Source organism: Plantactinospora alkalitolerans (assembly GCF_015690345.1).
In the GTDB taxonomy this organism is placed as follows: Bacteria; Actinomycetota; Actinomycetes; order Mycobacteriales; family Micromonosporaceae; genus Plantactinospora; species Plantactinospora alkalitolerans.
In genome coordinates this window covers 1-13,603 of record NZ_JADPUN010000276.1, presented here as the reverse complement: position 1 = coordinate 13,603, position 13,603 = coordinate 1, and the positions used below count along the sequence as shown (strand labels likewise).

Sequence of the window (13,603 nt, the reverse complement as noted above, 5' to 3'; positions counted from 1 at the left end):
GGGTCGGGGTCCAGCCGGCATCCGGGGACAGGTCGGGGTCGTGTTCGGCGTTGTAGGCGGTACGGAGGTCGACCGGGCGAGGAAGTGCCGCGCCGGAGCGGACCCAGTTGCCGCGTACGGTGATGGCGGTGCCGCCCCAGTCGTAGAGCAGGTCCGCCGCCGTGATGTCGGAGCCAAGGGCGAAGTAGTTGTTCTCGGCGTGGATCGCCGACTGGACGCCGACGCCGAGGGCGTAGCCGAAACCCGTACCGGAGAGCCGGTAGTAGTTGTTGTAGACGTCGACCTGGCCGAACCGCACCCTCGGCAGGCGTTGCATCGTGCCCTCGAACAGGTTGTGGTGCAGTGTCACGTTCAGCCGGCCGACGTCCGGGCCGACGGTGTTCGACGAACCGATCAGCATCACCTTGTCCCGGGCCACGAACCGGTTGTACGAGGCGGTCACCCGGCTGGCGGTGTGCGTGATGTCGAGCGATCCGTCGTGCACCATGTACGGCCGGCCGAAGTGGACCGGCAGTTCGCTGTCCGGGTTGTCGCCGTCGGTGAGGGTGTTGTGGTCGACCCAGACGTTCTCGCTGCGTCGTACCGACACGAGGTCGAACTGCGAGTTCCAGTTGCCGGTGTCGCCGTCGGTCGGCGACCAGGCCGGGAAGCAGTCCCGGGCGTCGGCGAAGTGGAGGTTCCGGACGATCACGTTGTTCGCGGTGTCCACCATCAGGGTCAGCCCGCGCAGCGTTGCTCCGCCCAGTCCGACGATTGTGGTGTTCGGTCCGACGTTGATCTGGGTCTGCCGGGTCTGGTTGGCCACCGACCGTACCCGGGCCTGCTCCAGTGGCCCGGTCGGCGCCACCCGGCCCCAGGTCGCCGGGTCGTACGCGGCCAGGTAGGCGTCCAGCGAGTATTCGGGATCGGCGAGGTCGGCGCAGCTTCTCAGGCGCCCGTCGGAGTCCTCGTAGCCGTCCACCAGGCCCTTGACGTAGACGATTTTCGGCGTCGCGTTGGCGCGGTTGGTGTCGTTGTTTCCGCCCAGGGCCGCGACCAGTTCGGTCCGGCTCCGCACCACGTGCACCTGTTCCGGCGTCGCCGCCGATCCGCCGGTGGTGCCCGGCCCGGCGGCGGCCCATCCGTCGCCCGCCGGCAGGACCTGTCGGCCCAGCGCACGGGCTCCCCGGGACAGTCGGTCGTCGTCCCTACCGGTCGCGCTGGCCGTACCGGGCACCACCTGGGCCGCGCCGCCGACCAGTACGAGAAGACTGCCGATCACGGCGGCGGTCAACCTGCTCGATCGCATCGCACTCTCCGTGTCTGTCCACCGTTTGCCGATCTCGTAACGGGTACGAAATCCTCTTGTTATAAAACGGTAGGTAGAAACAGTTAAGAGTGTCAATGAGAAGCGTTTGCAGATATGTTGCAGAGAATGGAGGCAATAGCGATCGGCTCGGCCACCCAATGCCGAGAAGGGGGCTATACGGCCCGATTTCTATCTGACAGTCGTCCCCGTGATTTGCAGTCTGTTTCCCGTTGTCGTGCAATGAGCCCGCAGGTCACTTCCCACCGTTTCCCCCGTCCACCGTCGCCCGGTGCGGTTTCACCGCCCACGGCACACCCAGTTCCGACAGCAGCGCACCCTCGGCGGCCGCCCGCCGCAGCGCGGCGTTGATTCCCCGGATGGTCAGCACCCGGTCCGGCGGCTCCCCGCTCGCCACCACCCGCTCCCCGCCCACAAGTGCCGGTTCGGGAGCCGCCCGGATCATCTGCGCCAGGGCGGTGAAGCCCGCGGTACGGGACAGCGGCACGATCAGCGGCACGGCGACCGGATCGTCCCGGTGGTCCAGCAGGTTCTCCAGCAGCCCGGTCCGGCCGGGCACCTCCCGCGGGCCGGGATCGCCGGGCAGGGTCAACCGGTCCGTGGTGTACTCCAGCACCGCCTGCCCGGTGGTGCCGTGCACGATCACCTCGCCCGCGATGAAGTCCTCACCGGCGAGCGTCACCGCGGCCACGACCGGCAGGCCACAGCCGAGGGTCACCCGCAGCGACGCGGTGTCGTCCACCTCGATGGGCCGGGTCCGGTAGCGCTCCAGTTCGGCCTGGACCGGCCAGCCCGGCGCGGCACCGTCGATACCGGAAACCGGAACGGCACCGTCGACCCGCCCGCCGATACCGGAAACCGGAACGGCACCGTCGACCCGCCCGCCGGTCCCGCCGGCCGGAGTGGCGACGACCCCGGCGGCCACCGCCGAGGAGGCCACCGCCAGGCACTGCATGACCGCGTGTGCCAGCGGATTGACCAGTACGCCGTCCAGCGCCGGACGCCCCTCCAGGGTGCGCCGACCCGCCCACGGTGAACGGGCGTAGTAGCCGTCGGTACGTTGCCAGGACGCCACCGTGGAGATCCCGGTGAGCTGGCCGAGCCGGCCGTCGGCAATCGCCGAGGTCAGTTCGCGCAGCGCCACCGAACCGAGCGCCTGGAAGCCGATCTGGGCCACCCGTCCGGTCCGGGCCAGGGCGGCGGCCAGGGTACGGTGCTCGGCCAGCGACAGCACCGGCGGCTTCTCCAGCAGCAGATCCGCCCCGGCCGCCAGCGCGTCCAGCGCGATCGGCAGATGGGTGTGTGGCGGCGTGCAGATCACCACCACGTCGGGGCGGACCGCCCGGAGCATCTCCCGATGGTCGGTGAAGACCCGCGTTCCGGGCGGGACCGGCGCGTCCGGTGCCGCCTCGACCGGTCGTACGTCGACCAGGGCGGCGAGTTCGAGCCGGCCCGCGTCGTGCAGCGGCGCCATCGTCCGGCGGTGCCAGATCCCGTGCCCGCTCGCGCCGACCAGCGCCACCCTCGGCCGCGCCCCGATCCGGTCCCGTCCGGTCATGCGACACCCGCCAGGGTCTGCTCCACGCCGTGCCGGTCGAGTGCGGTGAGCCAGCCGGCGACGAGTTCGCGTACCTCGTCGTCGGCGGCCAGCTCCGCCGGGAAGACCTCGGTCAACCCGAACAACGCGTCCACCACGCCGGCCGGGGAGTCGTGGCCGCCGTCCAGCGCCGCCCGGATCCGCGCCGCCAGCGGGTCGTCCAGCGGCAGCGACGTACCGTCGTCGGCCCGGCCCATGGCGAAGCGCATCCAGGCCGCGACCACCAGGGCCGCCCACCGGGGGCGGGCGCCGGCCGCGCGCAGGTCCTCGATGGTCTGCAGCACCCGCTGCGGCAGCTTCTGCGAGCCGTCCATGGCGATCTGGATGGTGCGGTGCCGCAGTACCGGATTCGCGAACCGCTCCAGCACCTCCTCGCCGTAGTCGACCACCGAGACTCCGTCCGGCGGGGTGAAGCTGGCCGCCACGTCCTCGGCGATCAACCGGCGCATCACGTCCCGCAGGTGCGGGATCTCCAGCGCCTCCGCGATGGTCTCCCGGCCGGCCAACGCGCCCAGGTAGGCGATGGCCGAGTGCACCCCGTTCAGGGCCCGCAGCTTCAACCGCTCCCACGGACCGGCGTCGTCGGTGAGCACCGCCCCGGCCCGCTCCCAGGCAGGCCGTCCGCCGGGGAAACGGTCCTCGATCACCCACTGCCGGTACGGTTCGGCGGCCACCGCCGCCAGGTCGCTCACCCCGAGCGCCGCCCGCGCGTCCGCCAGGGTCTGCTCCGTGCTCGCCGGAACGATCCGGTCCACCATCGTGCCGGGGAAACTGACGTTGTCGCGTACCCAGCCGGCGGCGTCCGCCGACACCCGGCCGTCGGCGTACTCCAGCGACTGGGTGACGAGACCGGCCAGCCGGATGCCGTTGGACGGCAGGTTGTCGCAGCTCAGCAGGGTCAACGGCCCGGCGTCCGCCGCATGGCGGGCCAACAGCCCCCGGACCAGCAGGCCGGGCACGGTCAGCGGCGCCCGGTCGGTGGTCAGGTCCGCCACCACGCCGTCGTCCGGCCGCAGCCGGCCCGTCGCCGGATCCATCTGGTACGCCTTCTCGGTCACCGTCAGCGTCACCACCCGGATCGCCGGGTCGGCGAGCAGCGCCACGATCGCCGCCGGGTCGCTCGCGGCGTGCCGGACCTGCGCGAGCGCCCCGACCACCTGGGTCAGGTTGCCGTCGCCGGAGCTGCTGGTCACGCTGAACAGGCAGTCCTGGGCGGCGAGTTTCGCCACCGTGTCGGTGCTGCGCGGCGCCACCCCCACGATGCCCCAGTCGCCACCCGCCCGCGCGATCGCCGCCTCGGTGTATACCGCCTGGTGGGCCCGGTGGAACGCGCCCAGCCCGAGATGCACGATCCCGGCCGGTACCGTGCCGGGCCGCACCAGCGGACGGCTCGGTTCGGGCAGCCGGCGCAGCGCACCGAGGCCCAGCCTGGACGCGCCGACCGTCACGCCCATACCGGGCCGTCCGGGAACGAGAACTCGGCGATCGAGGACCGTTTCATCGTCGCGCTGTAGCCGGGCCGGTCGGGCAGCAGGTACCGGCCACCGCGGGTGCGTACCGGGTCGACGAAGTGCTCGTGCAGGTGGTCGACGTACTCGACCATCCGGCCGTCGAGCGAGGCGCCGACCCGCAGGTAGTCGAAGATCGCCAGGTGCTGGACGTACTCGCAGAGTCCGACGCCTCCCGCGTGCGGGCAGATCGGCACCCCGAACCTGGCCGCCATCAGGATCACCGACAGCACCTCGTTGACCCCGCCGATCCGGCAGGCGTCGATCTGGCAGACGCCGATCGCCTCCGCCTGGAGAAGTTGCTTGAAGATGACCCGGTTCGCCGCCACCTCACCGGTGGCGACCCGGCAGCGTCCGCCGGAAAGTCCGGTCACCGCCTCGGCGATCCGGGCGTGCCCGAGGACGTCGTCGGCGTGCGTCGGCTCCTCGATCCAGTACGGATCGAACTCGACCAGCCGGGACATGTTCTCGATCGCCTCGTCGACGTCCCAGACCTGGTTGGCGTCCATCATCAGCAATGCGTCCGGGCCGATCTCCTCCCGGATGATCCGTGCCCGGCGGACGTCGTCCTCGATCGGCCCGCCGACCTTCATCTTCATCGCCCGCCAGCCCTGGCCGTACGCCTCGCGGGTCAGCGCCCGGACCTTGTCGTCCGGATAGCCGAGCCAGCCGACCGAGGTCGTGTACGACGGAAAACCGTCCCGCTCCAGCTCGGCCAACCGGTCGGAGAGGCCGATCTGCCCCTTTTCCAGGATGGCGGCGGCCTCGGCCGGGTCGAGCGCGTCGATGATGTGGTGGAAGTCGATGTTGCGGACCAGTTCCTCGGTCGGCATCTCGGCGAGCAGCCGCCACAACGGCTTGCCCGCCAGCTTGGCCCGCAGGTCCCAGACCGCGTTGACCAGCGCGCCGGTCGCCATGTGGATGACGCCCTTCTCCGGCCCCAGCCAGCGCAACTGCACGTCGGCGGTGAGCGACCGCCAGAACGCCACCGGTTCCGCCTCGATCTCGTCGACCGTCCGGCCGACGACGTGATGGGCCAGGGCCCGGACGGCGGCGCAGGTGAGTTCGTTGCCGCGACCGTTGGTGAAGGTGAACCCGGCGCCGAAGGTTCCGTCCGACGCGTCCGTCCGCAGTTCGACGTAGGTCGCCGAGTAGTCGCCCCGGTTGATCGCGTCCGAGCCGTCCCCGGCGGCGGCCGTCGGGAACCGCACGTCGTGCACGTCGACACCGGTGATCGTCACAGTCACTGTTGTCCGCTCCCGAGCTTGAAGACCTTCTTGGGCAGGTGGTACGCGAGATCGACGATCGTCTCGGCCGCCTCGTCCAGCGGCAACCGGTCCTCGGCCACCAGCCGGGCCAGGAAACCGGCGTCGATCCGGCGGGCGACGTCGTGCCGGACCGGGATGGAACAGAACGCCCGGGTGTCGTCGACGAATCCGGCGGTGTTGTAGAAGCCGGCGGTCTCGGTGACCGCCTCCCGGAACCGGCGCAGCACCTCCGGTGAGTCCAGGAACCACCACGGCGCACCGAGGTAGAGCGCGGCGTAGCCGCCGGCCAGTGGGGCCAGCTCACGGGTGAAGGTGTACTCGTCCAGGGTGTAGACGACCAGCCGCAGCCGGGGATCGTTGCCGTACGCGTCGAGCAGCGGGGTGAGCGCGTGCAGGTACTCGGTGGCCTGCGGGATGTCGCCGCCGACGTCCCGGCCGTGCCGGGCGTACAGCCACCTGTTGTGGTTGCGCACCGAGCCGGGGTGCAGTTGCATCACCAGCCCGTCCTCGATGGACATCGTGGCGAACTCGACCAGCATGTGCGCCCGGAACGCCTCGGCGTCCTCCGGGGTGGCCTCGCCGCGCAGACCACGGTGGTACAGGGTTGCCGCCTCGGCCTCGCTCAACCGTAGCGTCAACGCCGTCGGATGCCCGTGGTCGGTCGAGGTGGCGCCGGCCGCGATGAACGTCTCCCGGCGCCTGCGCAACGCGGCAAGGTACCCGGCGTACCGGCCGGTGTCCTCCCCGGTGATCTGGCCGAGCCGCCCGACGTTGCCGGCCCAGCCGTCGAACTCCATGTCGACCACGTTGTCCGGCCGGAAGGTGGTGATCACCCGACCGCCGGGCCCGCCCCAGCCGTCGGCCGCCAGTTTGGCGTGCCGGCCCAGGTCGTCGAGCGGCGACTCGGTGGTGGCCAGCGTCTCGATGTTGAACCGCTCGAACAGCGCCCGGGGCCGGAACTCGGGCAGCGTCAGCTTCTCCGCGATGGCATCGTAGATCTCGTCCGCGGTTTCCGGCGACAACCGCGTCCGTACCCCGAAGACGCCTCTGAAGGTCTCCTCCAGCCACAACCGCGACGGCGTACCCCGGTACAGGTGCCAGTGTGCCGCGAACCGCCGCCAGATCGTCCGCCCGTCGGTCTCCACCGGTTCGCCGTCCACCGACGGCACCCCCAGTTCCGCCGGAGGCACCCCCTGGCTGAGCAGCATCCGGGTCAGATAGTGGTCCGGCACGATGATGAGCCGCGCCGGATCCGGAAACGCGACGTCATCCGCCAGCATCCCCGGATCGACATGCCCGTGCGGCGAGATCAGCGGCCGGTCCCGCACCAGGGCGTACAGCTCACGGGCGATCGCCCGTTGACTGGGCTCCGAAGGGAAGAGCAGATCGGGCCGGTCGGCTTCAGCAGACACGGGCGAACTCCTAGCTGGTCGGAGGAGGTGTAAGGAAGGGCCCCTTCTTATCGTTTTCTGTTGTAGCGGGGGCCCTTCCTAACATCCGGGTCAGGGGATGGTGAGCAGGTCGGCTACCCGGACCGGTTGGCCGGTTTCGAAGGAACGGTTCGCGGCCAGGCCGGTGAGTAGGGCGAGCGCGCCGTCCCGGGCGGTGGCGGCCCGGTTCATCGGGTCGGTGTGGCCGCCGAACAGCACCGCCGTCATCCGGGCGTCCGCGCCGCCGTGACCACTGCGGGTGTACCCGGAGACCGGCACCTCCCGGGGCGGCTCCCAGAACGGTCGTACGGTCAGTTTCGCCCAGCCCTCCTCGACGGCCGCCTGTACGCCGTGCAGCGCGGCGCCCTTCAGCTCGCCGGCGGCCTGTGGGCTGACGAAGTCGCTCTCCACCACTTCCAGCTCCAGCCGCCCCCGGCTGCCGTTGAACATCACCCGGTAGCCCTCCCACGGGGCGTACGCGGTGAGGTGGTAGCTCATGCTGGCGCCGCTGGAGTACCTGGCCAGCACCGCCATGTCGTCCTCGATGGTCACCCCGGGAGCGAAGACGTTCTGGTCGCGGTGGTAGCCGTCCTCGGCCTCGGCGTCCAGGTAGAGCGCCCGCAGTCGCGGATGCTCGGCCAGGTGCAGCGCGAACGGGTCGTCGGCGGCGTCCGGAGCGCCGTGCGCCCGGTCGTAGTCGCGGGCGTAGCCGTGCCGGCGTCCGCCCTCGCCGTAGAAGAAGAGCCGACCGGCCGCGTAGACCTCGACCGGTGTCGCGTCCAGCCACCAGTTGACCAGGTCGAAGTGGTGACTCGCCTTGTGCACCATCAGCCCGCCGGAGTTGGCCTTGTCCCGGTGCCAGCGCCGGAAGTAGTCGGCGCCGTGGCGTACGTCGAGCAGCCACTCGAAGTGGACCGAGCCGATCTCCCCGATGGTGCCCTCGGCGAGAACCTCGCGAACCTTCTCGTGCAAAGGGTTGTAGCGATAGTTGAAGGCCACCGAAACCTTCCGGCCGGTCTCGGCGACCGCCCGGAGGATCCGCTCGCACCGGGGGGCGTCGATCGTCATCGGCTTCTCGGTGATCACGTCGCAGCCGGCGCGGAGCGCGGCCACGATGTACTCGTCGTGGGTCCGGTCGACGCTGGTCACCAGGACCACGTCGACGCGCTCCTTCGCCAGCATCTCGCCGAAGTCGGCGGCCGGGTACGTCGACACCGGATCGAAGCCCAGTTCGGCCAGCCAGTCGTTGTGTGCGTTCATCCGCGCCTGGTTGACATCGGCGAAGGCGACGAGTTCGGCGGTGTTCGGGTGGTCCAGGACCAGCGCCCGGACGAACATCTCGGCCCGCGCACCCGCACCGACCAGGGCGAAGCGGTGCCTTCCTGGTGTTCCCGACATCCCGGCTCGCCTCCGTTGGCTGCAAAGGTTTGCAGGAGAAGTAACCACGTACGCCAGTCGCCGTCAACGACTTGCGGCAAGCCTGCGGCCTTTATTCGCATTTGCAACTATGGGAGGGCTCCCATGGCTGCGCACCGCAACAGACCCGTAACCGGTCCCCGTTGACACCTGAGCAACCGTTTGCATTAATTGGCCAACCAAGTGACGGCAGACACATACCGGCGATCGCAGAAGGGACTCGCGTGCCAGCCACCATCCGAGACGTCGCGCGAGCCTCCGGTGTGCACATCTCCACTGTGTCCCGTACCTTCTCGGCCCCGCACCTGGTCAACCCGGAGACCCGGAACCGCGTGCTGGCCTGCGCCGAAAACCTCGGCTACCGGCCCAACCGGGCGGCCCGGGCACTCATCACCGGACGCACCCACAACATCGGCCTGATCATCGCCGACATCGCCAACCCCTTCTTCCCGCCCCTGATCAAGGCGGCGGAAAGCCAGGCCCGGCAGCGGGACTACCACATCTTCATCGCCGACACGAACGAGGACCCGGCGGCCGAGGAAGACCTGGTGCACGCCCTGGCCAAGCAGGTCGACGGCGTACTGCTGTGCAGCCCGCGCATGAGCAACAGCCTGATCGAGCAGCTCAGCCGCGAGGTGCCGCTGGTGGTGATCAACCGTCAGGTCACCGGCCTGCCGGCGGTGGTGATGGACGTCGGTCAGGGCGCCCGGCTCGCGGTCGAGCACCTGACCGGACTCGGGCACCGGGAACTGGCCCTGCTCGGCGGGCCGCGCGGCTCGTGGACCAACCGGGAGATCCGCCGGTCGGCGACGGCGGCGGCCCGGACCGCGGACGCCGCCCTGACCGTGCTCGGCCCGAACCCGCCCACCGAGGGCGGCGGCATCGCCATGGCGGAGCAGGTACGCCGAAGTGGCGCCACCGCCGTGCTCGCCTACAACGACCTGATGGCGATCGGCCTGATCGAAGGGCTGGACTCGCTCGGGCTACGGGTGCCCCAGGACATCAGCGTCGTCGGCATCGACGACATCGCGCTGAGCCGACTCACCCGACCCAAATTGACGACGGTGGCCACGCCAACCGCGGCCGCCGGCCGGACGGCCGTCGACATGCTCCTGCAACACGACGGTTCCTTCGCCGCACGCGCCGGACGCGGCGGCGGAAGAACCACCACAGCCGACGACCGTCGTACCACCGCACAGGTAACGCTCCAGACCGAACTGGTCATCCGCGACTCGACGGGCGTCGGTCCGGCGGCTCCGGCCGACCGGCCCGCAGCGGCGGCGACAGCCGACCGCCCGGGTGCGGCACCCTCCGCTGACCCGGGTTCGCGCGGCCATGCGGACCCGGGCGACGCGACCGCGGCCACCCCCGAAGTTGTCGCCTCCTAACGCCAAGGAGTGAGCGCAATGCACCCCGCCACATCCCCGACGGCAAACGCGCCTGCCGCGCGTGGCCACCGTACTCTCCACCGGCGCAGCATGCTCCGCCGTCTCACCGCCGCAGCGGTGGCCCTTCCCCTCCTGCTCGGCGCCGCTGCCTGCGGCGGCGAGGAGGAGGGTGCCGATCCCGACGCCAAGGTCGAACTGTCGATCTTCTGGTGGGGCGGTGAGGCGCGGGCCAAGCTCACCGAGGAGGCTCTCGCCCTCTACACCGCCGAGCACCCCAACGTGACCTTCAAGAAGACCTGGCAGGCCAACCAGGGCTACTTCGACAAGCTCGCCACGCTGACCGCCGGCGGCGACGCCCCGGACATCTTCCAGATCGACGACAACTACCTGACCGAGTACGCCTCCCGGAAGACCACGCTCGATCTGAACAAGTTCAAGGACGACGGAAAGCTCGACGTCTCCAAGTTCCCGGAGAGCCTCTGGCAGTACGGCGTGGTCGACGGCAAGCTGTCCGGCGTCGCGTTCGGGGAGAACACCCAGGGCCTGGTCTACAACAAGACGCTGCTGCAGAAGAACGGCCTGCCGGAGCCGACCACGGGGATGACCTGGGAGGCGTTCATCGCCTGGGCGGCGAACGTCAGCAAGACCGCCAAGATCCCCGGCACCCAGGACCCGAGCGCCGACTACAAGGCGTTCTGGGTCTGGCTGCGCCAGCAGGGCAAGGACCTCTACAAGGGCAAGGAACTCGGCTTCACCGCCGAGGACGTGACCAGGTGGTTCGAGCTGTGGAAGGGCGCCCGGGCCCAGGGAGCCACCCCGACCCCGGACGTGATCCACGAGGGCAACGTCACCGACATCACCAAGCAGCTCGTGGTCACCGGCAAGGCGGGCACCTCCTGGGTCTGGGCCAACCAGTTGCCGGAGCTGAAGAAGAACACCAAGGACGAGCTGGGCGTCATCGCGTACCCCGGTGACCCGAGCGCGCAGTGGGCCCGGGCCTCGATGTACTTCTCGGTCTTCCAGAAGAGCAAGCACGCCGACGTCGCGGTTGACGTGATCAACTTCCTGGCGAACGACCCGGAGGCCGGCAAGATCTTGGGTACCGACCGGGGACTGCCGTCCAACCTGGACGTTCGCAAGGCGGTGAGCGAGTCGGTGACCGACCCCGCGATGAAGCTGTCGATCCAGGTCGAGAGCGAACTCGGTGCCAAGTTCGGGCCGTCCCCGCAGGTGCCGCTCAAGGGGCACAGCAAGATCCGGGCCGAGTTGATCAAGGCGGCCGAGGAGGTCCAGTACGGACGGCAGGACCCGGCCAAGTCCGCGGCCGCCTTCCTGGAGATCTGCAAGTCCGCGATCGCCTGACCGGTCCGGCTTCCACGTACGGAGAGGAGTTGGCTCGTGGCGTTGACCACGGCGCCGAACCCGACTCCGCCGGCCAGATCGTCCGCCCGGACCCCCGCGAAGGCGCGCGGGTCCGGGCGGATGCGGCACGGTGAGGGTCTGGCCGGATACGTCTTCCTGTCGCCGTGGCTGATCGGCCTGATGGCCATCACGGCGATCCCCATGCTGCTGTCGCTCTACCTCAGCTTCACCAACTACGACATCCTGACCGACCTGTCGGACGTCGAGTGGGTGGGGTTGGCGAACTACGAGCGGATGTTCACCGCCGACCCGTCGTACTGGCACTCGGTGCAGGTGACGCTGTCGTTCGCGCTGATCGCCGTACCGCTCAAGCTCGCCGCCGCGCTCGGCGTCGCGCTGCTGCTCAACCGGGCGTGGCGCGGCGTCGGGCTGTTCCGGGGCCTGTTCTACCTGCCGTCGCTGCTCGGCGGCAGCGTGGCGCTGGCCATCGTCTGGGTCAGCATGTTCAACCGGGACGGAGCGTTCAACTCCCTCCTCTCGCTGTTCGGCATCGAGGGCAAGCCCTGGGTGAACGACCCGGGCTGGGCGCTGGAAACCCTGATGGTGCTCGCCATCTGGCAGTTCGGCGCCCCGATGGTGATCTTCCTGGCCGGGCTCAAGCAGGTGCCGACCGAGTTGTACGAGGCGGCCTCGGTCGACGGCGCCGGCCGGATCCGCCAGTTCGTCAGCGTCACCCTGCCGATGCTCTCCCCGGTGATCTTCTTCAACCTGGTGCTGGAGACGATCAACGGATTCCAGGGCTTCACCGCCGCGTTCGTGCTCAGCAACGGCACCGGCGGTCCGGTGGACGCGACGCTGATGTACACGCTGAACCTCTACATCACCGGCTTCACCGAGCTGGACATGGGTTACGCCTCCGCCATGGCCTGGGTGTTCCTGATCGCCATCGCCCTGATCACCGCGCTCTTCTTCAGCACCGGCCGGTTCTGGGTGCACTACTCGGACGGAGACGGAAACTGATGGTCGCCCAGACTCCGACCCTTCCCCGGCGCGGCGCGGTCACCGGCCGCCGCCGTGGCACCCGCCGGCAGGTCGGCCGGCTGCTCCTCCTGATCGCGATCCTCGCGGTGGTCCTCTATCCGCTGTTCTGGATGGTCGGCACCTCGTTCAAGTCGCAGGAAGAGATCGTCAACAACATCGGGCTGCTGCCCCGGGAGTTCACCCCGGGCAACTTCAGCGACGGATGGGGCAACTTCGACGTCAGCTTCGGCCGGTTCTTCGTGAACAGCACGGTGGTCAGCCTGCTCACCGTGGTCGGCAACGCCGTCTCCTGCCTGCTCGCCGCGTACGCCTTCGCCCGGCTGCGGTTCCGGCTGCGCGGGTTCTGGTTCGCCATCATGATCGGAACGCTGCTGCTGCCCGGACACGTGCTGATCGTGCCGCAGTACATCCTGTTCCAGAAGACGCAGATGGTCGGGGCGGCCTGGCCGTACCTGCCGCTGGTGGTGCCGCAGTTCCTCGCCACCGAGGCGTTCTTCGTCTTCCTGATGGTGCAGTTCATGCGGGGCATCCCGCGCGAACTGGACGAGGCGGCCAAGATCGACGGCGCCAGCTCGTACGGTATCTTCCGGCACGTGATCCTGCCGCTGAGCCGACCGGCGCTGGTCACCACCGCCATCTTCTCGTTCATCTGGACCTGGAACGACTTCTTCCGGCAACTCGTCTACCTCTCCGACCTGGAGGACTACACGGTGCCGGTGGCGCTGACCCTGTTCATCGACTCGACCAGCCAGAGCGCGGTCGGCCCGATGTTCGCGATGTCGCTGCTGTCGCTGCTGCCGGTGTTCCTGTTCTTCATCGCCTTCCAGCGGATGCTGGTCGAGGGCATCAACACCAGTGGGCTCAAGGGGTGACCGGACAACCCGCTCCGAACTGGCCGGAGGAACCGGCCGATCCGGCCGCGACCCGACCCGACTGGCGGGAGACCCTGCGCAACGCCAGCGATCTGGCGCTGCTCGGCATCGTCGTCACGCTCGCGGCGCTGCCGGTGGTAACGGCGGGGGCCGCGGTCGCCGCCGGCAGCGCCGCCCTGCACCACTGGATCGAGACCGGAAGCTGGCCCGGCGTACGACCGGCGCTGCGCGACCTGCGCCGTGCACTGCTGCCCGGCGTCGCGGCGACCGTGGTCGGCGTCGCCGCCGCCGCCGTACTCACGGTGAACCTGCTGGCGTTGAGTCGGGGCGTCGTACCGGGCGGCGCGGTGCTGGTCGCGGTCACCGCCGCCCTGACCGCGGCGGCCGGTACGACGCCCCGACTCAACGCCAGCAG

The 13,603-nt window shown here is 69.8% G+C and carries 10 protein-coding genes and 1 pseudogene; 5 read left to right on the top strand and 6 right to left on the bottom strand.

Translation table 11 applies throughout. The features are described from left to right. The 6 genes from I0C86_RS32105 to I0C86_RS32080 form a co-directional block, all read right to left on the bottom strand. The coding region (locus I0C86_RS32105) for a pectate lyase family protein (RefSeq protein WP_196205047.1) at positions 1-1,288 on the bottom strand (1,288 nt) is incomplete at its 3' end. Between the two features lie 253 nt (positions 1,289-1,541). Continuing rightward, the gene (locus I0C86_RS32100) at positions 1,542-2,864 is read right to left on the bottom strand and encodes a Gfo/Idh/MocA family protein (protein ID WP_196205046.1); all 1,323 of its coding nucleotides are present in this window, start codon (positions 2,862-2,864) and stop codon (positions 1,542-1,544) included. Then, positions 2,861-4,357 carry a mannitol dehydrogenase family protein gene (locus I0C86_RS32095; protein ID WP_196205045.1) on the bottom strand — a complete coding sequence of 499 codons (1,497 nt, stop codon included), beginning with the start codon at positions 4,355-4,357 and terminating at the stop codon, positions 2,861-2,863. The genes I0C86_RS32100 and I0C86_RS32095 overlap by 4 nt, the downstream gene beginning before the upstream one ends. Then, on the bottom strand, positions 4,348-5,658 hold the full coding sequence (locus I0C86_RS32090; protein ID WP_196205044.1) for an enolase C-terminal domain-like protein: 1,311 nt from the start codon (positions 5,656-5,658) through the stop codon (positions 4,348-4,350). The genes I0C86_RS32095 and I0C86_RS32090 overlap by 10 nt, the downstream gene beginning before the upstream one ends. After that, positions 5,655-7,091: a glucuronate isomerase gene (gene uxaC / locus I0C86_RS32085; protein WP_196205043.1), complete on the bottom strand. Its 1,437-nt coding sequence runs from the start codon at positions 7,089-7,091 to the stop codon at positions 5,655-5,657. Before uxaC ends, I0C86_RS32090 begins: the two co-directional genes overlap by 4 nt. Before the next feature lie 90 nt (positions 7,092-7,181). Continuing rightward, entirely contained in the window at positions 7,182-8,507 is a 1,326-nt protein-coding gene (locus tag I0C86_RS32080; protein ID WP_196205042.1) for a Gfo/Idh/MocA family protein, read from the bottom strand. 242 nt (positions 8,508-8,749) lie between these two features. Here I0C86_RS32080 and I0C86_RS32075 point away from each other — a divergent pair, with 242 nt between their 5' ends. The 5 genes and pseudogenes from I0C86_RS32075 to I0C86_RS32055 all read left to right on the top strand — a co-directional run. After that, a complete protein-coding gene (locus I0C86_RS32075; RefSeq protein ID WP_196205041.1) occupies positions 8,750-9,913 on the top strand; it encodes a LacI family DNA-binding transcriptional regulator in 1,164 nt (387 codons plus the stop codon). An 18-nt stretch (positions 9,914-9,931) separates the two neighbouring features. Continuing rightward, a complete protein-coding gene (locus I0C86_RS32070) occupies positions 9,932-11,275 on the top strand; it encodes an ABC transporter substrate-binding protein (RefSeq protein WP_196205040.1) in 1,344 nt (447 codons plus the stop codon). 36 nt (positions 11,276-11,311) lie between these two features. Continuing rightward, positions 11,312-12,295: a carbohydrate ABC transporter permease gene (locus I0C86_RS32065; protein ID WP_196205039.1), complete on the top strand. Its 984-nt coding sequence runs from the start codon at positions 11,312-11,314 to the stop codon at positions 12,293-12,295. Beyond that, positions 12,295-13,188 carry a carbohydrate ABC transporter permease gene (locus tag I0C86_RS32060; RefSeq protein ID WP_196205038.1) on the top strand — a complete coding sequence of 298 codons (894 nt, stop codon included), beginning with the start codon at positions 12,295-12,297 and terminating at the stop codon, positions 13,186-13,188. The genes I0C86_RS32065 and I0C86_RS32060 overlap by 1 nt, the downstream gene beginning before the upstream one ends. Then, positions 13,185-13,603 (top strand): annotated as a pseudogene (locus I0C86_RS32055) (hypothetical protein); the annotation flags it as partial. The gene I0C86_RS32060 and the pseudogene I0C86_RS32055, both read left to right, overlap by 4 nt.